20 protein-coding genes are annotated in these 19,947 nt (G+C 65.9%); 9 read left to right on the forward strand and 11 right to left on the reverse strand.

All coding sequences use genetic code 11. The annotated features are described in order from the left end of the window. Window positions 1-28: 28 nt before the first annotated feature. From J0J01_RS05210 to J0J01_RS05230, 5 genes are read right to left on the reverse strand one after another with little or no spacing between them, the layout of a single operon-like run. Window positions 29-814 (reverse strand): alpha/beta fold hydrolase, encoded by a 786-nt coding sequence (locus J0J01_RS05210; protein WP_296379152.1) that lies wholly within the window; start codon window positions 812-814, stop codon window positions 29-31. Between the two features lie 7 nt (window positions 815-821). Then, window positions 822-1,652, reverse strand: a complete 831-nt coding sequence (locus J0J01_RS05215) for an SDR family oxidoreductase (protein WP_296379153.1) — start codon at window positions 1,650-1,652, stop codon at window positions 822-824. After that, the gene (locus J0J01_RS05220; protein WP_296379154.1) at window positions 1,649-2,902 is read right to left on the reverse strand and encodes an amino acid ABC transporter substrate-binding protein; all 1,254 of its coding nucleotides are present in this window, start codon (window positions 2,900-2,902) and stop codon (window positions 1,649-1,651) included. The genes J0J01_RS05215 and J0J01_RS05220 overlap by 4 nt, the downstream gene beginning before the upstream one ends. After that, window positions 2,850-3,842 carry a branched-chain amino acid ABC transporter permease gene (locus tag J0J01_RS05225; RefSeq protein WP_296379155.1) on the reverse strand — a complete coding sequence of 331 codons (993 nt, stop codon included), beginning with the start codon at window positions 3,840-3,842 and terminating at the stop codon, window positions 2,850-2,852. Before J0J01_RS05225 ends, J0J01_RS05220 begins: the two co-directional genes overlap by 53 nt. Next, window positions 3,839-4,717 carry a branched-chain amino acid ABC transporter permease gene (locus tag J0J01_RS05230; protein ID WP_296379156.1) on the reverse strand — a complete coding sequence of 293 codons (879 nt, stop codon included), beginning with the start codon at window positions 4,715-4,717 and terminating at the stop codon, window positions 3,839-3,841. Before J0J01_RS05230 ends, J0J01_RS05225 begins: the two co-directional genes overlap by 4 nt. 164 nt (window positions 4,718-4,881) lie before the next feature. Here J0J01_RS05230 and J0J01_RS05235 point away from each other — a divergent pair, with 164 nt between their 5' ends. After that, window positions 4,882-5,868: an LLM class flavin-dependent oxidoreductase gene (locus tag J0J01_RS05235; protein WP_296379159.1), complete on the forward strand. Its 987-nt coding sequence runs from the start codon at window positions 4,882-4,884 to the stop codon at window positions 5,866-5,868. A gap of 112 nt (window positions 5,869-5,980) precedes the next feature. Here J0J01_RS05235 and J0J01_RS05240 read toward each other — a convergent pair whose 3' ends face one another. The 3 genes from J0J01_RS05240 to J0J01_RS05250 all read right to left on the reverse strand — a co-directional run bounded on the left by J0J01_RS05240 (window position 5,981) and on the right by J0J01_RS05250 (window position 9,135). After that, window positions 5,981-6,892: a DUF2971 domain-containing protein gene (locus tag J0J01_RS05240; RefSeq protein WP_296379160.1), complete on the reverse strand. Its 912-nt coding sequence runs from the start codon at window positions 6,890-6,892 to the stop codon at window positions 5,981-5,983. 515 nt (window positions 6,893-7,407) lie between these two features. Beyond that, window positions 7,408-8,289 (reverse strand): LysR family transcriptional regulator, encoded by an 882-nt coding sequence (locus tag J0J01_RS05245; protein WP_296379162.1) that lies wholly within the window; start codon window positions 8,287-8,289, stop codon window positions 7,408-7,410. Window positions 8,290-8,295: 6 nt separating this feature from the next. Next, the gene (locus J0J01_RS05250; RefSeq protein ID WP_296379163.1) at window positions 8,296-9,135 is read right to left on the reverse strand and encodes an alpha/beta hydrolase; all 840 of its coding nucleotides are present in this window, start codon (window positions 9,133-9,135) and stop codon (window positions 8,296-8,298) included. Window positions 9,136-9,242: 107 nt separating this feature from the next. Here J0J01_RS05250 and J0J01_RS05255 point away from each other — a divergent pair, with 107 nt between their 5' ends. Genes J0J01_RS05255 through J0J01_RS05265 form a run of 3 tightly spaced genes read left to right on the forward strand, consistent with a single transcriptional unit; the run spans window position 9,243 to window position 12,898 of the window. Further along, window positions 9,243-10,127, forward strand: a complete 885-nt coding sequence (locus J0J01_RS05255; RefSeq protein WP_296379164.1) for a xanthine dehydrogenase family protein subunit M — start codon at window positions 9,243-9,245, stop codon at window positions 10,125-10,127. 1 nt (window position 10,128) lies between these two features. Next, window positions 10,129-10,614 (forward strand): (2Fe-2S)-binding protein, encoded by a 486-nt coding sequence (locus tag J0J01_RS05260; protein ID WP_296379166.1) that lies wholly within the window; start codon window positions 10,129-10,131, stop codon window positions 10,612-10,614. Next, window positions 10,607-12,898, forward strand: a complete 2,292-nt coding sequence (locus J0J01_RS05265; RefSeq protein ID WP_296379168.1) for a xanthine dehydrogenase family protein molybdopterin-binding subunit — start codon at window positions 10,607-10,609, stop codon at window positions 12,896-12,898. Before J0J01_RS05260 ends, J0J01_RS05265 begins: the two co-directional genes overlap by 8 nt. 58 nt (window positions 12,899-12,956) lie before the next feature. Here J0J01_RS05265 and J0J01_RS05270 read toward each other — a convergent pair whose 3' ends face one another. Beyond that, a complete protein-coding gene (locus J0J01_RS05270; RefSeq protein WP_296379169.1) occupies window positions 12,957-14,240 on the reverse strand; it encodes an ATP-binding protein in 1,284 nt (427 codons plus the stop codon). Beyond that, window positions 14,237-14,899, reverse strand: coding sequence for a response regulator transcription factor (locus tag J0J01_RS05275; protein ID WP_296379170.1), 663 nt, complete (start codon window positions 14,897-14,899; stop codon window positions 14,237-14,239). The genes J0J01_RS05270 and J0J01_RS05275 overlap by 4 nt, the downstream gene beginning before the upstream one ends. A gap of 384 nt (window positions 14,900-15,283) precedes the next feature. Here J0J01_RS05275 and J0J01_RS05280 point away from each other — a divergent pair, with 384 nt between their 5' ends. Genes J0J01_RS05280 through J0J01_RS05290 form a run of 3 tightly spaced genes read left to right on the forward strand, consistent with a single transcriptional unit; the run spans window position 15,284 to window position 17,377 of the window. Next, window positions 15,284-16,054 carry a hypothetical protein gene (locus J0J01_RS05280; protein ID WP_296379171.1) on the forward strand — a complete coding sequence of 257 codons (771 nt, stop codon included), beginning with the start codon at window positions 15,284-15,286 and terminating at the stop codon, window positions 16,052-16,054. Window positions 16,055-16,087: 33 nt separating this feature from the next. Further along, a complete protein-coding gene (locus J0J01_RS05285) occupies window positions 16,088-16,489 on the forward strand; it encodes a histidine kinase (protein ID WP_296379172.1) in 402 nt (133 codons plus the stop codon). Between the two features lie 60 nt (window positions 16,490-16,549). Further along, complete coding sequence (locus J0J01_RS05290; protein WP_296379173.1) at window positions 16,550-17,377, forward strand: hypothetical protein; 828 nt, start codon at window positions 16,550-16,552, stop codon at window positions 17,375-17,377. Here the strand turns inward: J0J01_RS05290 and J0J01_RS05295 are convergent. After that, window positions 17,374-17,769 carry a helix-turn-helix domain-containing protein gene (locus tag J0J01_RS05295; RefSeq protein ID WP_296379175.1) on the reverse strand — a complete coding sequence of 132 codons (396 nt, stop codon included), beginning with the start codon at window positions 17,767-17,769 and terminating at the stop codon, window positions 17,374-17,376. The two genes, J0J01_RS05290 and J0J01_RS05295, sit on opposite strands and share 4 nt — an antisense overlap. A gap of 83 nt (window positions 17,770-17,852) precedes the next feature. Between J0J01_RS05295 and J0J01_RS05300 the strand changes: the two genes are divergently transcribed. Then, entirely contained in the window at window positions 17,853-18,722 is an 870-nt protein-coding gene (locus tag J0J01_RS05300; protein ID WP_296379176.1) for a cation transporter, read from the forward strand. Between the two features lie 149 nt (window positions 18,723-18,871). Then, a complete protein-coding gene (locus J0J01_RS05305; RefSeq protein WP_296379177.1) occupies window positions 18,872-19,927 on the forward strand; it encodes an efflux RND transporter periplasmic adaptor subunit in 1,056 nt (351 codons plus the stop codon). Window positions 19,928-19,947 lie beyond the last annotated feature (20 nt).

The following is a 19,947-nucleotide window of genomic DNA, read 5'->3' on the forward strand; positions in this document are numbered from 1 at the left end:
TCTGGGGGAGGGACCGCCGCTTTGTCCATCAGCTCAGGAAGCGACGGAACTCCTGCACAACGAACGCCGGCCGCTCGCGCACCGAGGCGTGGCCCGCGTTCGGCACCTCGACGATGCCGCGGCTGCCGGGAATGGTGTCGGCCATCCAGCGCGCGGCCTCCTTGAACGGCGGGCCCTCGTTGGAGCCCAGCATCACCAGGGTCGGCATGGTCATGCGCTGGGCCTGCGGCCGTGCATCGAGCATCGCCAGCCACTCGCAGCCCCGCGCATAACCTTCGCCGCTGCACGACGCCCACTTGTCCTTCACATGGCGCACGTTGGGCCCGTTCTCCTGCAATGAGGCCTCGGTGAAGAACACCTTCTCGAGCACCGGGATCAGGCTCGCGACGCCGTTCTTGCGCGCGGCCTCGGCGCGCACCGGCCAGGCGGCGCGCATCTCGTCGGTGTAGCGCGGGGTGCAGTCGCACAGGATCACCCGCTCGACCCGCTCGGGATGGGTGCCGGCGAAGGCCTGGGCGAGCGAGCCGCCCATCGAGATGCCGGCGAGGCTGGCCTTGGCGACGCCCTCGCGATCCATCACCGTGCGGAGCTGCGCGGTGAGCTCGGCCTCGCCGTACTGGCCCTTCGGCAGCCTGGTGTCGTGATGGCCGGGAAAGCTGTAGGCGATCAGCTCGAACTTGTCGGTGAGCGGCTCGAGCACGTCCCAGAAGGTCCAGTCCATGCCGAGGCAATGCAGCAGCACCAGCGGCTTGCCGCGGCCGCGGCGATGCACGGCGATGTCGGCAGGATCGAGCGGCTGCGGTTTCCAGTCCATGGGAGCCTCACGAAGCGAAGCAGTCGGAGAGCGGATAGAACTCGAAGCCGGCCTTGCGTCCGGTGAGCTTGGCGCTTTCAGCGGGGGCGAGGTCACCGCGCCAGGTGTTGGCGTCGAAGCGGTAGCCGTTCACCGCGTCGGCCTCGCGCGAGACGACGAACAGGAGCGGCGCCACCATCTCGGCGGGCTCGACCAGCCTGGGGGCCTTGCCGGTCGCCGACCAGTCGCGCATCTCCTGCGCCATGCCAGGCGTGTTGGCGCCGGCGCCGGGATTGACGATGTTGGCCGTGACGCCGCTGCCGGCCAGCTCCTTGGCCCACACCTCCGTCGCCATCTCGAGCGCCGCCTTCGACGGGCCGTAGGGCACCGCACCCAGCATGTTCATGGTGCTGAGCTTGGTGGTGACGTTGACGATGCGGCCCCAGCCCTTGGCCAGCATCAGCGGCGCCGCGCGGCGGCCGAGCTGATCGGCCACCATGTAGTTGGTGTCCATGGTGTTCTGGACGATCTCGTCGGAGAGCTCCCAGAACTTGCGCGGGCCTTTGATGAAGCGCTCGGGATCGGTGTAGGTGAAGGTGAGCCCGGCATTGTTGACCAGGATGTCGGGCCCGCCGAGGCGTTGCGCCGCCGCGATCGCGGCGGCGCAATTCTCCGGCCGGCGCAGGTCCAAGGCGAGGCATTGCAGGTCGCCGGCATGGTTGGCGGCGTCGCGCTGCAGGGCGGGGATGTCGTCGGCGATGTGGCCGACGGCGAGGACCTTGTGGCCGCCGCGCAGCAGGCCCAGCACCATCGCCTTGCCCAGGCCGCGCAGGCCGCCGGTGACGATCGCGACACTCATTGCTTCGCGAGCCCCATCGGATAGCGCAGCTCGCCGGTCTTGTACGCGGCGGGGGACACCACGACCTCCGCGGCCGGATTGGTGAACTGGTCCATGCCCTGGCCCTTCAGGCCGCGGAACTGCACCCACAGCATGCGCGGATGGTCCCATTCGCCGTCGGGCCCGAACTTGATGTCGCCGACCACCGTCTTGAAGGTGGTGGCGTGCATGACCTTGGCGATCTTCTCCTGGTCGGTGCCGCCCGCGCCGGTCACCGCCTGGTGCAGGATCTCCATGGTGGCGTAGCAGAACGGCGGCACGTAGTAGCCCTGCGGGTCGATGCCCTTCTGCTTGGCGCGCGGCTGGTACTTCTTCAGGACGGCCTCGACGTTGGGGAACCTGGCCGCGACCGCGGGGCAGTAGAGCTCGTAGCTCACCACGTCGTTCAACATCTCGCCGAGGTCGCCCTTCAAGGTCGCGGCCTGCGTGCCGACCATGCCGCCGCCGAACAGCTTGGGCCGGAAGTTGAGCTCGCGCGCGGCGCGGATCATGCCCGAGGTGTCGACCGGATAGCTGCCGACATAGACGATGTCCGGGTTGGTGCCGGCGATGCCGCGGATCACCGGCCCGAAATCGACGGTCGGCGGCGGATAGGTGCGGTCGTAGACGATCTTCAGCCCGTGCTTCTTGGCCTGCTCGCGCGCGCCGTCGACGGCGTTCTTGGCGAACTCGGCGTCGGCGCCGACCAGGGCGACGGTGGCGGGCTTGGGGGTCATGGCCATCGCGACCTCGAAGAAGCCCTCGCTGATCGATTCCTTGCCGCGCGGGCCGTAGGGCATGGTCTGGAAGAAGCGGCCGTACTTGAACTTCTCGTTGACCGCCAGCGCCAGCATGCAGAACACGACCATGCCGCGCTGGATGGCGATCGGCATCGCCGGCACCGTGAGGTTGGTGCCGTTGGTCACCAGCAGGTCGATTTTGTCGACGTCGAGCAGCTTGGTGTAGATGCGCGGCACGTTGGCCGGGTTGGACTGGTCGTCGTAGGTCACGAGCTGCACCGGCCGGCCGATGATGCCGCCGGCGGCATTCACGTCCTCCGCCCAGATCTGCATGGTGAGCAGCGCCTGCAGGCCGATCGCGGCCAGCCCGCCGGTCTGCGGGATCGAGAAGCCTATCTTGATCGGCTCGGCTGCAAAGGACGCTCCGCCGTGGACCACGCTACCCAGAGCGCCCGCGATGACGGTGCGCCGACCGATTGGAAACTGCGTCATGCGTTTCTCCCTTTTTCCAGGCTTTTGCCAGACCGACGATGCCGTTGGGGGCTAATGCGATGAAGGCGATCATCAGCAGGCCGACCAGCAGCAGGTTGGAAGCGGAAGAGATGGTGACCATCGCCGTCTCCTGGACGGCGGTCAGCAGCACCGCACCGATCACCGGCCCGATCCAGGTCTGCGTGCCGCCGACCAGCGGCATGGCGATGGTGTTGACGGCGTAGGACAGGTTGAAGGCCGACGGCGGGTCGAGATAGGCGACGTAAAAAGGGAGCGGCGCCCCCGCCATGCCCATCAGCGTGCCGCTGAGCACGGTCGCCAGCACCTTGAGCCGCAAGGTCGGTACGCCATTGCTCTCGGCCGCGCCCTCGTCGTCGCGGATGGCGGAGAGGCCGTAGCCCATGTCCGAGCGCTCGATGGTGCGGGCGAGCGCGACCGAGCCGCAGGCCATCGCCAGCATCAGGTAGAAAAGGTACTCGACGTAGCTGCCGCCCCACGGGCCGTCGGCCGGGCGCATCACATAGGCGCCCGAAGCGCCGCCGACCCACGACCAGTTGGTGATCACCGCCTGGAAGACGATCGCCAGCGCGAGCGTCGCGATGGAGAAGAAGACGCCGCGCAGCTTCAGCGTCAGATAGCCCATCACCAGGCCGAGCGCGCCGGCCGAGACGCCGCCCGCCACGATCAGGATGGGCACGGGCAGCTCGACCAGCTTGTTGAGCGCCACTGACATGTAGGCGCCGAGCGCAAAGAAGGCGGCGCTGCCGAAGTTGATGTAGCCGGCATAGCCGCCCAGCAGGTTCCAGGCGGTGGCGAGCAGGATGTACTGCAGGACGGCATAGCCCGCGAAGAACACGTACTCGTTGGTCACCAGCCGGCCGGCGAGCCAGACCACGACGATCAGCACGCCCATCAGGCCCCAGAAGCGCAGGTTGCTCACAGCTTGCGCCCCAGCAGGCCGCTCGAGCGGAAGGCCAGGGTCGGCAGCAGGAAGCCGAAGGCGATCGCCGGCGCCCAGGACGGGTTCCACATGTCGGAGACCAGGCTCTCGGTGATGCCGAGGATGATGCTGGCGAACAGCATTCCCCAGAAGCTGCCCATGCCGCCCAGCACCACGGCGGCGAAGGCGCGGCCGATGAACTCGCGGCCGATCGAGGGCTCGACCGGCTGGATGATGATCAGCAGCGCGCCCGCCACCGACGCCGTCGCGGTGGCGAGGCCGAAGGCCAGGCCCTTGATGCGCATCGGACCGACGCCCATCAGGCGCAGCGCGACCTCGTCCTGCGCCACCGCCTGGATGGCGCGGCCGGTGAAGGTGCGCAGCAGGTACTGGTGCAGCACGGCGATCATCACTACCGACACCAAGAACGGCACCAGCATGCGCTGCGGTACGACCAGGCTGCCGACCGTGAAGCTGACGCCGATATAGGGGGCGACCACCGAGCGGTAGTCGGCGCCGGCGGTCATCACCAGCGCCACCTCGGTGATGAACAGCAGGCCGAAGAAGAAGGCGAGGCCCTGCAAGGCCGCCTCGCCGCGGCGCTCGAAGCAGACATAGTAAAGGCGATAGACCAGCCAGCCGAGCCCGAAGAAGACCGGCGCCATCGCCAATCCGGCGACCACGGGATCGAGGCCGAGATGGCTGTTGAGCTGCCAGGTCGAGAAGGCGCCGGCGACGACGAAGGCGGGATGCGACAGGTTGGGGATGTCGAGCATGCCGAAGGCGATGGCGATGCCCAGCGCCACGGCGGCGTAGAATCCCCCGAGCATCACGCCGGCAACCACCGCGTTCACCACAGCCAGCGGATCGACCATCGGCCGGATCTCCTCCCGCGCTGTTCTTCTTATGGCTGCCACAATGCGCCAACCGGTCGCCGACGGCACGGGAAGAAGGGCAAAAGACCTTTTCCCCCGTGTCCGAAATCCCGGCGTTATCCTAGGAGGGCGTCCCCCACGGGAGCGCCACACGGGAGCGCGACATGCAGTTCGGACTGTTCGGAGGCGCGCGCACCAAGCGCAGCGTCGGCATCGAAGACAGCCAAGGCTACGAGAGCTTCATCGACTACGTGATCGAAGCCGATCGGCTCGGCCTCAAGCAGCTCTTCCTGGTCGAGCATCACTTCACCGGCCAGGGCCAGGTCTCGGCCTCGATGACGCTGCTGGCCTATCTCGCGGCGCGCACCAGGACCATCCGTCTCGGCACCGCGGTCGTCGTGCTGCCGTGGCACAACCCGGCACTCATTGCGGAACAAGCCGCAACCCTCGATCTCCTGAGCGGTGGCAGGGTCGATTTCGGCGTCGGCAAGGGTTATCGCCAGGCCGAGTTCGACGGCTTCTGCATCCCGATCGGCGAGGCGACCGAGCGCTTCGACGAAGCGATGGAGATCATTCGCAAGGCGTGGACCAGCGAAGGCCGTTTCTCGCACCACGGCAAGCGCTGGCACTACGACAACATCGTGGTCGAGCCCGAGCCCTTGCAGCGGCCGCATCCGCCGCTGTGGCTCGCGGCGGGCAGCCCCGACAGCGTGCGGCGCGCGGCGCGCGAGGGCTACAACATGCTGCTCGACCAGCTCGCCCAGACCGACCAGATCCTGCGGCGCATCGCGATCTTCCGCGAGGAGTGCGAGAAGATCGGCCGGCCGTATAATTCCAACATGGTGGCGACGTCGCGCGCGCTGCAGATGATCCACGACGAGGGCGAGCGCGCCGCCGCCTACGAGACGCGCAAGCGGGTGATCAGCGTGATCGGCGACCTCGCGCGCGACAAGCTCGCCGACCGCGTCGAGGACGACACCGCGCCGCTGCTCGGCACGCCGCAGGAGATCATTGCCCGGCTGAAGGAGCTCGAGGCGGGCGGCGCCACCAACATCCTGCTGGTCGATCCGAATGCTTCGGTCGCCAACCTGCGCGCCTTCGCCCGCGAGGTGATGCCGGCGTTCACGCCGCAACGCGCGGCGGCGGAGTAGCCATCATCTCCGGGAGTGTGCGACTCCAGCCGCGCTCATACTCTCTTTGCCTTGCGAGGGTGCGCTGAGGAAGACGACGGCCATCGTGCGGACGTGGGCCATCCAAGCCAGTCTAGCACTCCGCAATGTTCAGCCGGAAATTCTTGTCGTTTTTCGTCGCCTGGAGTACGCTGGCATGAGGATACTTCGACCTGACTATGTCGATGATGGATCTTCGATCATCATCGGGCATGACACAGCCAAGAATCACGGCGTCAAGCTCACGTGCGTCGAACGGGACGTCCTCGTAAGAGGCACTGGAATGCCGACCACTGCCAGCCTGCAGTCGCCACTCTTGTTCATGAGACCACTCGGCGGCCTTTGTGTAGATGACGCGGTCAACAAGGGTCTGCGGATCGAGGACCGCAAGTCCTGCCGACATGTCGGATAGGAACGCTTCGTCAGCCAGTCGCGGCATCGCATTTTGATATTGGACAGGTCGTGCGACACGCCATGGACTGTCGGGCACAGTGTCTGAGCGAAAGCAAAGCACAGCGCCTTTGTGCTGCTCTGCGTAGTACGCCCACATCAACAAGCTATCTCGCACCTCGCTCTGACAAAGGACCTTGCTTGTGCCGATCACCTCTCGAAATTTTTGATGTGTTTCCGGCAATCGACGCATTGCATTTTCATAGCCCTCAATGATGGCCGGCCCGAATTCTGCTTCGAATTCTTCACGTGAGAGCACGAGGCCCTTGAGGCGACTCAACTGAATCAGCTTCCCCATCAGGTTTTTAGGATGAGGGATGTAAAGGCCGCCGCCGAACATTGCCTTCCACACCTTCTCAAGTGCGAGGCCTCTAAGCACTTCCTTGTCCACGTCAACATGAAGATCGAATTGATGGTCGTGAGGATCATTGAACAGAGCTGGCGTTGACCATCGAAGCGTACGGTTCTGAAGGACTATCCTTGCCGTCTCACGGGTCGTGTACTTGTAAAAGACCTTCGGAAGAGGTTTAGCCTGGCTGGCGTTGGCGTGGTTCATCGAAATATCGTAGTTCGGCGGAGTTCGTTCGCGTGGATTTGGAAACTTCCTCGTGCGCTGCTGCTGCATCTGCTCGACGCAGGCTCTCAAACCGACCATGCCCGATCACCCAACTTACTTGGGCTCACGCTCAGATTTGATCCACTTTCTGTGGACAAGCCTTCTTCGCCGGAACGCTTTATGGGCAATGGAACCCTGTTTCGGGCCTCTCTTCCCTAAGGAATAGCACCGGCCATTGCCCATAATAGGTGTTCGACGCGCGCTGGTGCAGGGTGGCGCGCATGATGATGCGCCACGTCACTACCATTCCCGGACAGGCCACCCACTGCCTGCGCGGCCATTCCGTCACGGCTGATAAAGTGTTTTTCAGGGCCCCGCGGGGGTCGGTGGATTCGTGGCCTCCGGGCCGAAAACGCCGATGCCATCGGCATCGAACCGGTCCACACCCGTGTGGACTCTTATGGACTTTCGTGGACTCCGGGCGGCCGGATGGACGCAGTTCAACCCATCGCGCTCTAGCCGCTCTTGGTGATCATCGCCAGGAAGTCGATGAACGCCCGCAGCTTGGCCGGCAGATGGCGCTGCGGCGGGTAGAGCACCGAGACCGGCGCGCCCTCGATCTCGTAGTCGCGCAGGATCGCCTTGACGTCGCCGCCCGCCAGGTCCTTGCGATAGAGCCACCACGTGCCCTGGGCGATGCCCGAGCCCGCGACCACCGTCTCGCGCAGCACGTCGCCGCTGTTGATCACGGCATTGCCGCGGGCGCGGATGGTGAAGGTCCGGCCGTCCTTGCCCTTGTAGGTCCAGTCGGGGCCGAAGCGGCTGATGATGCAGTTGTGCTGGCGCAGATCCTGCGGCGTCTTCGGCTCGCCGTGGCGCGCCAGATAGGACGGCGCCGCGACGGTGACCTGCGGCCCCTTGGTCAGCAGCCGCGTCGTCAGCCGCGAATCGGTCGGATGGCCGGTGCGCACCGCCAGCTCGTAGCCCTCGGCGATCAGGTCGACCGCGCTGTCGTTGAAATGCAATTCGAGACTGATCTCCGGATACTTGGCGAAGAAGCGCGGCAGCTCCGGCGCCAGGGTCACGCGGCCGAACGACAGGGGGAACACGGCGCGGATGGTGCCGCGCGGCGCGCCGCTGCCGCTCTTGATCGTCGCTTCGGCCTCCTCGAGGTCGGCCAGGATGCGTACCGTGCGTTCGTAGAACTCGCGGCCGAAGTCGGTGGTGCGCAGCCGCCGCGTCGAGCGGTTGAAGAGCTGCGCGCCCAGCTCGTCCTCCAGCCGCGAGATCGTCTTGGTCACCGCCGAGGGCGACTGGCCGAGCCGCGCCGCCGCGGCGGTGAAGCCGCCATGCTCGACCACGCGGGTGAAGACGCGAAGGGCGATGAACTTGTCCATTCGCGCCTAGGCAGCCCGCTCGCGCCGGCGCAGGAAGTCGATGAAGTAGGCACCGAGCGTGCCGTTCTTCTTCGCCCAGCCGTCGAAATCGACGTCGACGTCCACGTCTTCCGCCATGACCTCGCGATATTCGCTGTTGGGCATCAGCCGATGCGCCGCCTGGCCCGGCGCGCGCGGATGGATGCGGTCGTTGCCCGGGATGATGAGGGTCGGCAGCGCGATGCCGCGCATCTCGTCGGGGCTGAGCCCGGCCACGGGGTGTCCGCTGCCCTGGTGGAAGCCCGCCCGCCAGCGCTTCATCGCCGCCAGGAAAGCCTCGGCACCCATGCCCTCGAGGATCTTCCGGTTGGCCGGGTTGGCCGCGACCATCGCGGCGAAATGTTCGGTTTTGACCACCGCGTCGATCCCGCCCTGTTCGACCGCGGCGATGAACTGCTCGTAGTAATTGAAGGCGAGCCGCTTGGCGGCATAGTCGCCGCCGGTCACGCGCCATAATAGAAGTGCCTTCACTGCCTCCGGATGGTGCAGCGCGAGCAGCAGCGACAGCCGCGAGCCCGAGGAGCAGCCCGCGACATAGGCCGGACCGGTGCCGAGCGATTTCAGCAGCGCCAGCAGGTCCTCGGCCTGCTCGTGGCTCTCGGATTGGCCGGGAAAGCCGATCTCCGACGCGCCCGTATTGCGCCGGTCATAAACCAGCACCCGGAAGCCTGCGTCCGCCAGCAGGACGCCCAGAGCGCGATCCGACGCCAGGCCGCGCCGGCCGCCGGGCGAGATCGCGACCCACGGGCCGCCCTCTCCCAGCACCTCGTAGACCAGCCTGACACCGCGGATCGAGACGCTCAGCATGGTTCCTCCCCTCCTTTTCCCGCAGCGTAGCACGCGCGACTTGCTCTTGGACGCGGGGTCGGCTCAGATACGTCTTCTCCAAAAGGAATAGCGGGGGACGCCGTCGCATGAGTGAAATCCAGTATCGGGTGGCGAAAAACGTCAAGGACGCCTGCGCGGCCATGGCCGCCGCCAAGGGCAAGGGCTACATCCTGGCCGGCGGCACGGACCTCCTGGTCCAGATGAAGTCGGGCACGCGTGAGCCGGGCGTCATCGTCGACGTCAAGAAGATCCCCGAGATGGTGTCGATCGTCGAGAAGAACGGCGCCTTCACCGTCGGTGCGGCGACGCCCGCGGCGGTGATCGGCGAGCACAAGAAGCTGAAGAAGACCTGGCCCGGCGTGGTCGAGGCGATCAACCTGATCGGCTCCACCCAGGTGCAGGGCCGCGCTTCGGCGGGCGGCAACCTGTGCAACGCCTCGCCGGCGGCCGATTCGGTGCCGGCGATGGTCGCGGCCGGCGTGGTCGCCAACATCGCGGGCCCCAAGGGCAAGCGCTCGGTCCCGGTCGAGAAGTTCTGCGCCGGTCCGGGCAAGACCAACCTGAAGACCGGCGAGATCCTGGTCTCGCTGACCTTCCCCAAGCGCGGCAAGGACGCGTCGGACGCCTACCTGCGCCTGATCCCGCGCACCGAGATGGACATCGCGGTGGTGGGCTGCGGCGTCAGCCTGACCATGAAGGGCGACACCGTGAAGGACGCGCGCGTCAGCCTGGGTGCCGTCGCGCCGACCGTGCTGCTGGTCGACAAGGCGGCCAAGGCGCTGATCGGCTCCAAGCTGGAGGACAAGGCGCTCGACGCGGCCGCCCAGGCCTGCTCCGACGCCTGCACGCCGATCGACGACAAGCGCGGCACCATCAGGTACCGCACCAAGATCGCCGGCGTGCTGCTGAAGCGCGCGGCGCTGATCGCACGCGACCGCATCAACGGCATCGAGCATCGGGGACATCGCTAACATGGCAAAGATTCACGTCACCACGACGATCAACGGCTCGGCCACCGAGTATCTCTGCGATCCCAACCAGACGCTGCTCGATGTGCTGCGCGACAATCTCGGCCTGACCGGCAGCAAGGAGGGCTGCGGCTCGGGCGACTGCGGCGCCTGCAGCGTCACCATCAACGGCCGCCTCGTGTGCTCCTGCCTGGTGCTGGCGCCGGAGGCCGAGGGCCAGAAGATCAACACCATCGAGGGCATGGCCCAGGGCGAGAAGCTGCATCCGCTGCAGAAGAAGTTCGTCGAGATGGCGGCGCTCCAGTGCGGCATCTGCACGCCGGGCTTCCTGATCGCCTCCAAGGCGCTGCTCGAGAAGAACCCGAGCCCGACCGAGACCGAGGTCCGCTACTGGCTGGCCGGCAATCTCTGCCGCTGCACCGGCTACGACAAGATCATCAGCGCGGTCATGGAAGTCGCCGCCGAAATGAGAGGAGCCCCCAATGCCTGACGGTAGCCCGAATCCCAAGTACAAGTGGATCGGCACGCGTCCGGACCGACCGGACGGCGCCGACAAGGTGACCGGCCGCGCCCGCTTCGGCGCCGACTTCAACCTGCCGGGCCAGCTCATCGGCAAGGTGCTGCGCAGCCCGCACCCGCACGCGATCATCAAGTCGATCGACACCTCGAAGGCCGAGGCGCTCGCCGGCGTGAAGGCCGTGGTCACCGCCAAGGACTTCCCCGAGCAGGCCAACCTGATCGTGCCGACGGGCGAGATGCAGGTGAACCTGCGCGACATCACCCGCAACATCATGGCGCGCGAGAAGGCGCTCTATGAGGGCCATCCGGTCGCCGCGGTCGCGGCGGTGTCGGAGGCGATCGCCAAGCAGGCGCTGGCCCTGATCAAGGTCGATTATAAAGTGCTGCCGCACGTGATCGACGTCGCCGACGCGATGAAGCCCAACGCGCCGGTGCTGCACGACGGCATGATCACCGAAGGCGTCAACCCGCCGCCGACCAAGGCCAGCAACATCGCCAAGCGTGTCGAGTTCAACAAGGGCGACGCCAAGGCGGGCTTCGCCGAGGCCGAAATCGTGATCGAGCGCGACTACTCCACCCAGGCCGTCCACCAGGGCTACATCGAGCCGCACGCCGCGCTCGCCTCGGCCGCCGAGGACGGCCAGGTCCAGGTCTGGTCGACCACGCAGGGTCACTTCCAGGTGCGCGGCTTCTGCGCCAAGCTCCTCAATCTCGACACCTCGCAGATCCGCGTCACCGCGACCGAGATCGGCGGCGGCTTCGGCGGCAAGACGGTCGTCTACCTCGAGCCGCTGGCGATCCGCCTGTCGCAGAAGACCGGCAAGCCGGTGAAGATGACCATGACGCGCGAGGAGGTGTTCCGCGCCTCCGGCCCGGCCCCCGGCGGCAACGTCAAGGTCAGGATCGGCGCGAAGAAAGACGGCCGCATCGTCGCCGCCGAGTGCACGGTCGAGATGCAGGCGGGCGCCTTCCCGGGCTCGCCGGTCGGCCCGGCCTGCATGTGCTCCTACGCCTGCTACGACATCGACAACGTCCACATCGTGGGCTTCGACGTCGTCAGCAACCGGCCCAAGGTCGCGGCCTATCGCGCGCCCGGCGCGCCGATCTCGGCGTGGGCCGTCGAGTCGACGCTCGATATCCTGGCGCAGCAGCTCAAGATGGACCCGATCGACCTGCGCCTGAAGAACGCCGCGAAGAAGGGCACCAAGACCGCCTACGGCGTCACCTTCAACACCATCGGCATGGTCGAGACGCTCGAGGCGGCCAAGAGCTCCGAGCACTACAAGAGCAAGCCGAAGCCGGGCTACGCGCGCGGCGTGGCGGCCGGCTTCTGGTTCAACGTCGGTGCCGATTCCAGCGCCGCGGCGCATGTCGGCGAGGACGGCTCGGTGACCGTGATCTCGGGCAATCCCGACATCGGCGGCAGCCGCGCCTCGCTCGCCCTGATGGCGGCCGAGGAGCTGGGCGTCGACTACGACAAGGTGCGGCCGGTGATCGCCGACACGGCGTCGATCGGCTTCAACTTCGTGACCGGCGGCAGCCGCGTTACCTTCGCCACCGGTCTCGCGGTGGTGAACTCGGTCCGCGACCTGATCCGCGAGTGCAAGGTGCGCGCCGCCAAGATCTGGAACGTCGATCCCGAGGCGGTGATGTGGGAGAACGGCATGGCCAAGCCGGCCGGCTCCAACGTCGGCGAGTTCGAGCCGCTGACCCTGGCGGCGCTCGCCGCCCAGGCCGGCAAGACCGGCGGGCCGATCAACGGCCATGCCCAGCTCAACGTCACGGGCGCCGGGCCGGGCTTCGGCGTGCATGTCTGCGACGTCAAGGTCGACAACGACACCGGCTGCGTCACGGTCGGCCGCTACACGGCGGCGCAGGATGTCGGCACGGCGATCCATCCCTCGTACGTCGAGGGCCAGCTCCAGGGCGGCGCGGTGCAGGGCATCGGCTGGGCGCTGAACGAGGAGTACATCTACAACGCCAAGGGCAAGCTCGATAACCCGGGCTTCCTCGACTACCGCATGCCGGTGGCGTCGGACCTGCCGATGATCGAGACCATCCTGGTCGAGGTCCCCAACCCGACGCATCCCTACGGCGTGCGCGGCGTCGGCGAGGTGCCGATCATCCCGCCGCTCGCCGCCGTCGGCAACGCGGTCGCCCGTGCGACCGGCGTGCGCATGACCGACCTGCCGATCTCGCCGCCGCGGCTCAGCGCGGCGCTCGACGCGGCGGCGCCGAAGATGGCGGCGGACTGAGGAAAGCTCCTGATCGGGGAAGAGGCGGCCGTCCTGGCCGCCTTTTCTTTCACAACGGCTAGGATGCTCGCGGAAACGACACGGTGACTCGGAGGCCCGTGCGGCCTTCCTCTTTCACGATGTTGCTGAGCGTCACCTTTCCGCCGAAGCGATCCACGATCTTTTGAACGATCGGTAGGCCAAGGCCATTGCCTTCGCCAATTGGATCCGGGCCGCGGTAGAAAGGCTCGAAGACGCGTGAGAGGACCTCCGGTCGGATGCCCGGCCCACGGTCTTCGATGAGTAACAGAGCCTGCTCGTCTTGCGTCTGCAGGGAGACATCGACGCGACCGCCCGGTGGCGTATGGCGTATCGCATTGTCGAGCAGGTTCCGCGTCAGCATCGCCAATGCGGCGGCATCGGCTCGAACGGCGATCGATTCGAGTCGCTCGAAGCCCAGGTCCACTCCCAGGGCCTCGGCTTGAGGAAGGAAGTCCGCGACCTGGGCTTTGAGCACGGCATCGAATTCTACCTTGGCCGGGTTGGCCTTCGGTTGCGCGTCATAGCGCGCCAGCGCGAGAAGCTGCTCGAGAAGCCGCCCGATGCGGAGCATGCCGCTTCGCAGCTCGTCGAACCTTGCCTGTTGGTTTCGCGGCAGCGCCGTGCTGTCGATATTCTGAACCTGCAGGCTCAAAGCGGTAATCGGCGATCTCAACTCATGAGCGGCGTCGGCGATGAAGCGGCGCTGCTGCGTGAAGACCAGCTCGAGGCGATCCAGCAGCCGGTTTATGGAGGCAACGAACGGCTCGAGCTCGCCCGGCAGATTGCCGTCGGGAAGGCGCTCGAGCCGTTCGATCTCCTGCGCATCGACCTTGGCCGAAAGCGCCGACAAAGGCCGGAACGTGAGGCGGATGACGATCGCCACCATGACCATCAGACAGGGGATGAGCGTACCCAGGGGAATGAGGGTTCGAAGTGCCGCATCGCGCGCGGTCTCGTCGCGCAGGGCGGTGGACTGAGCCACGGCAATCCGGCGGCCATCCTTCTCCGATTGAACCAGGACGCGCCACCTCGTGTCGTCGGCTGCGACGATGTGGAAGCCGTCACCCAGCGTGGAGGGAAAGACGCCGCTGCCCAGCTCCTCGATGACGACGCGATCCTCCTCGTCGATCCGGCTGGCGTTGGCGGCGTTCGTGGTCTCGTCCTTCGGCAGGCGCAGCGCGGCGATTTGGACGAGGATGGCATCCTGAAGCTCGATCGCTTCGTCAAACGCGGAGCGAAAGGCCACGATGCCGGCGCAGACGCCAAACGCGAGAATGAACAACGTCATGCCGATGAAGAGACGGGCGCGCAGCGTCTTCATCGGCCGTCACGTGCGACCATCCAGCCGACGCCCCGGACATTGCGAATGACCTCGGCGCCGAGCTTCCGGCGCACCGCATGGATCAGGAATTCGACGACATTGCTCTCGACTTCCTCGTTCCAGCCGTAGATGTGCCGCTCGAGATCGCTGCGCGTGAGGATTGTGCCCGGCCGCGTCAATAGCGCGCGGAGCAGCGCGAATTCCCGGGCGGTGAGCGCACACGCGGCGGTTTCGGTGCGGGCTTCGCGCGTTTCGGGATCCAGGCTGACGACACCGTTGCTCAGGACCGACTGCCCGCCGCCGCCCTGGCGGCGGAGGACGGCGCGCATGCGCGCCAAGAGCTCGCGAACCTCGAACGGTTTGACGAGATAGTCGTCGGCGCCAAGATCGAGGCCAGTTACGCGGTCGTCGACCTCATCGCGTGCCGTGACGATGATGACGGGAACCTTCTCGCGGGGGCGGAGGTTCCGCAGCACCTCCAGGCCTTCAGGCTGTGGCAGGCCAAGATCCAGCAGAATGAGATCGTAAGTCTCGGCGGCTGTGCTTTCGATCGCCGTTGCGCCATCGGTGACCCAATCGACGGCGTAGGCAGCGTCCTTCAGCGCGTTCACGATCCCCTGGCCGATCATACGGTCGTCTTCGACGAGAAGGATTCGCATGGTCTAGTGCCCAGTCCCGGCTCGGGGAGAACCGACGACGCGGTGCGCCTCCGCTTGAAGGTTGGACCCAGTCCCTATCATCCTTGCGCTCGTCATTCCTTTCGTCGCCACGCTGCTTGGCATTGCGGACGCCGAGGACCGCTCCATCGTTGGCGTCGATCTTCGGCAAGCGCCCTGCCGCTTGCCACTTCAATGTCATACACCCACTTGCCATCCTTTTGCTGCTCATACTCGGCGCCCATAGGACCTGAAGCTTAGGAATTCCTTAGCCTCCAGGAACCGAACCGCTCCATGTGTGAGCGTGGCGACGGCCAAGGCCGCTAAGAGCCCGCTAAGTCATCGCGCCTAGCTGTCGCCGAGCGTCGAAACCTGGCGGAGATACCGATGGTCACATCCGGGCAACAGAAACGGGCGTGGTTCAATAAGGTGCCGGACGTCACGATCGTCTTCTGGATCATCAAGATCCTGTCGACCACGGTCGGCGAGACGGGCGCCGACTACCTGGCCGTGCATGTCGGCCTCGGTACCGCGGTCACGACGCTGCTGATGCTGCTCCTCCTGGTTGGCGCTCTTGCCCTGCAGCTTCGCGAAAACCATCTGGTCGAGTGGAAATACTGGCTGACCGTCGTGCTGGTGAGCATCGTCGGCACCCAGCTGACCGATGCTCTCACGGATGGGCTCGGCGTAAGCCTCTACCGGAGTACCTTGGCCTTCGCGATCGCCCTCGGCATCACCTTTGCCATTTGGTACGCACGCGAGAAGACGCTTTCGATCCGCTCGATCGTCACCCTGCGGCGTGAAGGCTTCTACTGGACCTCCATTCTGTTCACTTTTGCGCTCGGGACTGCGGCTGGCGATCTCGCAACGGAAGCGCTCGGTCTCGGCTTCACCCTTGGGGCGATCGTGTTCGGCATCCTGATCGGTTGCTGCGCCCTGGCGTACTGGCTCGGAGCCGATTCAGTTCTGACCTTCTGGCTGGCCTATATTCTGACGCGCCCCTTGGGAGCATCGCTTGGCGATCTGCTGTCCCAGGCGCGCGAGTACGGCGGTGCGGGGCTGGGAACCGTCTACACGAGCCTCGGCTTCCTGACCGTGATCGTTGCTCTTGTCGCCTACTGCACCGTGCGGGCGCCCACGAGGAGTCCTGCAGTCTGACCCGCCCCTCTCAACCTGATCAAGGAGTCCACAATGCATCGATTCGCAAGGTTCGTCCTTCTGGCCGGCATCGCGGTCGCGTTCGTTTCTGCAATGCCGCCCCTCGCATTGTCCCTCAGCGGCTTTTCTTTCGTAGCGCCGGCCAATGCCGCATCGAAGCTCGGTGATCTCTCGCGATTCCGGAAGATCGTGGTCGATGTGCAATCGCTCGTCGAACAGGGCGACCTGGCCGCCGCAAAGGCCCGCATCAAGAGTCTCGAGACCGCGTGGGACGATGCCGAGGCCTCCCTCAAGCCGCGCGACGCCCCGGAATGGCATCGGGTCGATAAGGCGATCGACAAGGCGCTCGCTGCGCTTCGCGCCTCAGCCCCTGACGACGGCGCCTGCAAGGCGGCGCTCAAGGACCTGCTGAAGACCATCGACGCGGCGAGCTAGCCCGGCATCCGGAGGTGCCGGTGATGGCTTTCCGTTCCTCTCTCGAACCTGAAGCGAAACATGACGCACAATCATGAAGGTAATCTCCCCCCATCGGCAGAAGAGGTAATCAGCAAGGTGCCGGCGGTTACGCTCGGCTTCTGGATCGTCAAGGTGCTTGCAACGACGCTCGGCGAGACGGGCGGCGACGCCGTCACGATGACCACGCTGCATGCCGACACCAACGCCCACAACGGCGGTTATCTCATCGGCACCGGGGTATTTTTGGTCATCTTCCTTGGCGCCGCGGTCGCGCAGATCGCGGCAAAGAAGTTCAATCCATGGATCTACTGGTGCGCGATCGTGGCGTCGACCACGGTCGGCACGGCGATGGCGGACTTCTTCGATCGCTCGCTCGGCATCGGCTATACGGGCGGCGCGTCGATCCTGCTGGCCTGCGTGCTGGGCTCTCTTGCGCTGTGGTACCTCACCCTCGGGACGGTAAACGTGCAGACGGTCGCAACGCCGAAGGTGGAGATCTTCTACTGGGTCACGATTACCTTCTCGCAGACGCTGGGCACGGCCTTGGGCGACTGGATTGCTGGCGACACCGGCCTCGGGTATCGCGGCGGCGCAGTCGTCTTCGGGGCTGCGCTGGCGGTCCTGGCCGCGCTCTACTACTGGACGGACATCTCGCGCGTCTCCCTGTTCTGGGCGGCGTTCATTCTGACGCGACCGCTCGGCGCAACCGTTGGCGATCTCCTCGACAAGCCGGCTGCACAAGGGGGCTTCGCCGTTAGCCGGCCGATGGCGTCGACCATCATCCTGGTTACAATCGTCGCGCTGGTAGCCGTCCTCCCACAGCGAGCGGGTCGTCATCTCATGGCGCGCCAATCGCAGCTGGACTAGCTCAATCGTGAGACCGCCTGGATGACGCGGCAGTCCGCGACCCGCTCGTTCTTGCAGCGGTGCGCCATGCGCCGAAGCTCGTTGCGCAGCGCTGTGAGACGCCTCAGGCGGCTTTCCACGGCGGCAAGCTGAGCCGACGCCAGATCATCGGCCTCCTTGCAGGGCATCTCCGGCGATTCCTGCAGCGCCAGCAACGTCCGCGCCGCCTTGAGGTCGAAGCCGAGTTCGCGCGCATGCCGAATGAAAGCCACTCGTCCGGCGTCCGCTTCGCAATAGGTCCGACGGCCGTTGGCTGCCCGATCCGCTTTCGGCAACACGCCGACCCGCTCGTAGTAACGAATGGTCTCGATGTGAACGCCGGTCCGTCTCGAAAGTGTCCCGATCGACATCATATCCGTCGTCCCAGCTTGATCCTGTAGCGGCTACAGGATGCAGTTTTGCCGACATCGGCACAAGTACAAGAGAGGTTGCGGCCATGTCCGGCGCGCTGGCCGAAGTGAGATACCGAGTGACGGGCATGGATTGCTCGGACTGCGCGAGCACGATCGAGCGCACGGCGAGAGATGTGGCCGGCATTCGCGACGCCCGGGTCTCGCTCGCTGCACAGGAGATGACGCTGCGGCTGGCCGGCCCGAACGCCGGCCCGCTCGCCGAACTCGAACAGAAGATTGCCGGACTAGGCTACCGCCTTGCGCGACTGGACGCCGAAGGCGATCGCGAACAAGGCCCGCGCCTCTCGCATCTTTCGCGGGGTTACAGGCGGGCGCTCTGGATCGTCGTGCTGCTCAATGCCGGCTATGGGCTGATCGAATTCGTCGGCGGCTTCGTGGCTGCCTCGCAATCGCTGAAAGCCGATGCGCTCGACTTCATCGGCGACGGCCTGATCTCCTTGCTGGGACTGGTCGCCATCCGCTGGGGGGCAAAGGCGCGGGCTGGCACGGCGTTGCTGCAGGGGGTCTTCCTTGCGGCGCTCGGCATCGGCGTCCTTCTGGCCACTGCCTATCGCGTGTTCGTACTTCGGCAGCCCGAGGCAGAACTGATGGGCATCTTCGGCGCCATCGGGCTCATCGTGAACCTCACGGCGGCCGCCGTCCTCGTGCCGCATCGCCACGGCGATGCAAACGTCCGCGCCATATGGCTGTTCAGTCGGAACGACGCCATCGCCAACGTTGCAGTGGTGGTCGCCGCGGCCCTGGTCGCCTGGACTCGAACGCCGTGGCCCGATCTCGGGGTCGCCATGGTGATTGCCGGCCTGTTCCTGCATTCCGCCTACGCGATCATCGTGGATGCGCGCCGAGAACTCGCGGCCGCTCGACGTTCCTTCCCACAAGATGAGGCCGGATAGGCAGGCAAATGCCAAGTCGTCGACTTGTCAGCGCTGGTGCTCTCCTGCTCGCAGGCATCGCGGTAGGCGGGCTGCTCGAGCGGCCGGTTGCGCGTTTGCTCTCCGTGCTCGGTGCTGGCGATACGAACAAGGAGGCTCCCCCAACTGAGGTGAAGGACAAGAAACTGGTTTCCGTCGATTCCGGTATCGCCAAGACGCTGGGCATCGAGATCGGCACGGCTGGGCCGGCCACGCTTGCGACCGAATTCACAGTCGTGGGATCGGTCGGTTTCGACGACACGAAGGTCGCCCGCATCGCCGTGCGCGTTTCCGGAACGGTCCGTCAGGTCGACAAGAGCATCGGCGACAAGGTCGCCGCGGGTGATGTTCTTGCTGTCATCCACAGCCGCGACATTGCCGATGCCAAAGCGATGTATCTGGCGGCCAAGGACAAACTGGCCTTGGCCGAGAAGACACTCCGTCGCCAGCAAGAACTCGTCCGCGGGGGTGGCGGAACGGAAAAGGATATCCTCCTGGCGCAACGTGAACTCAACCAAGCCCAGATCGACTTGCGCAATGCCACTCAGGCGCTTCTTACGCTTGGTCTCAGCCGCGCCGATCTCGACAAGCTCGACGTGGAGCACGCGGACCTGGCGCGCTACGAAATCGTTTCGCCGTTTGCCGGCGAGGTCCTGGAAAAGCAGATCTTCACCGGCGAACTGCTGCCGGCCAATCGCGACGTCTTCGTCGTCGCCGACCTCGATGTGGTCTGGGTCAACCTTCGGATCGGACCCGAGCTGCTGGCAGAGGCACAGGTCGGCAAGCCGGTCGAGATCGTGTCCAGCACCGGCCTGAAAGCCCAGGCGCCGATCACCTACCTGGCGCCGATGATTTCTGAAGGCACGCGATCGGTGCGCGCCCGGGTCGATCTCGTCAATCCCGAGCATCGCTGGCGGCCAGGCATGGTCGTCGATGCGCGCATTCCCGGGCCGAGCGCAGCCGTCGCCATCGCGGTGCCGAACGATGCAGTGCAGGTCGTTGGGGGCAAGCCGTCGGTCTTCGTCGCGGTCAAGTCGGGATTTCGCCTGCGTGAAGTGAAGGTCGGCAGGACGGATGGCAAGTCCACCGAGATCGTCAAGGGCCTGACCGCGGGCGAGAAGATCGCGACCGGCGAGACATTCGCCTTGAAGAGCCAACTGGAAAACACCGGCGACGACAATGACTGAGGCGCGCGCTGCGTGCGGCG

Origin of the sequence: Reyranella sp. (genome assembly GCF_017305915.1) — a bacterium.
In the GTDB taxonomy this organism is placed as follows: domain Bacteria; phylum Pseudomonadota; class Alphaproteobacteria; order Reyranellales; family Reyranellaceae; genus Reyranella.

Coding starts and splice junctions, on each gene's coding strand:
- J0J01_RS05210 (WP_296379152.1), bottom strand. CDS start 814: ATGGACTGGAAACCGCAGCCGCTCGATCCTGCCGACATCGCCGTGCAT.
- J0J01_RS05215 (WP_296379153.1), bottom strand. CDS start 1,652: ATGAGTGTCGCGATCGTCACCGGCGGCCTGCGCGGCCTGGGCAAGGCG.
- J0J01_RS05220 (WP_296379154.1), bottom strand. CDS start 2,902: ATGACGCAGTTTCCAATCGGTCGGCGCACCGTCATCGCGGGCGCTCTG.
- J0J01_RS05230 (WP_296379156.1), bottom strand. CDS start 4,717: ATGGTCGATCCGCTGGCTGTGGTGAACGCGGTGGTTGCCGGCGTGATG.
- J0J01_RS05235 (WP_296379159.1), top strand. CDS start 4,882: ATGCAGTTCGGACTGTTCGGAGGCGCGCGCACCAAGCGCAGCGTCGGC.
- J0J01_RS05240 (WP_296379160.1), bottom strand. CDS start 6,892: ATGAACCACGCCAACGCCAGCCAGGCTAAACCTCTTCCGAAGGTCTTT.
- J0J01_RS05245 (WP_296379162.1), bottom strand. CDS start 8,289: ATGGACAAGTTCATCGCCCTTCGCGTCTTCACCCGCGTGGTCGAGCAT.
- J0J01_RS05250 (WP_296379163.1), bottom strand. CDS start 9,135: ATGCTGAGCGTCTCGATCCGCGGTGTCAGGCTGGTCTACGAGGTGCTG.
- J0J01_RS05255 (WP_296379164.1), top strand. CDS start 9,243: ATGAGTGAAATCCAGTATCGGGTGGCGAAAAACGTCAAGGACGCCTGC.
- J0J01_RS05260 (WP_296379166.1), top strand. CDS start 10,129: ATGGCAAAGATTCACGTCACCACGACGATCAACGGCTCGGCCACCGAG.
- J0J01_RS05265 (WP_296379168.1), top strand. CDS start 10,607: ATGCCTGACGGTAGCCCGAATCCCAAGTACAAGTGGATCGGCACGCGT.
- J0J01_RS05270 (WP_296379169.1), bottom strand. CDS start 14,240: ATGAAGACGCTGCGCGCCCGTCTCTTCATCGGCATGACGTTGTTCATT.
- J0J01_RS05275 (WP_296379170.1), bottom strand. CDS start 14,899: ATGCGAATCCTTCTCGTCGAAGACGACCGTATGATCGGCCAGGGGATC.
- J0J01_RS05280 (WP_296379171.1), top strand. CDS start 15,284: ATGGTCACATCCGGGCAACAGAAACGGGCGTGGTTCAATAAGGTGCCG.
- J0J01_RS05285 (WP_296379172.1), top strand. CDS start 16,088: ATGCATCGATTCGCAAGGTTCGTCCTTCTGGCCGGCATCGCGGTCGCG.
- J0J01_RS05290 (WP_296379173.1), top strand. CDS start 16,550: ATGACGCACAATCATGAAGGTAATCTCCCCCCATCGGCAGAAGAGGTA.
- J0J01_RS05295 (WP_296379175.1), bottom strand. CDS start 17,769: ATGATGTCGATCGGGACACTTTCGAGACGGACCGGCGTTCACATCGAG.
- J0J01_RS05300 (WP_296379176.1), top strand. CDS start 17,853: ATGTCCGGCGCGCTGGCCGAAGTGAGATACCGAGTGACGGGCATGGAT.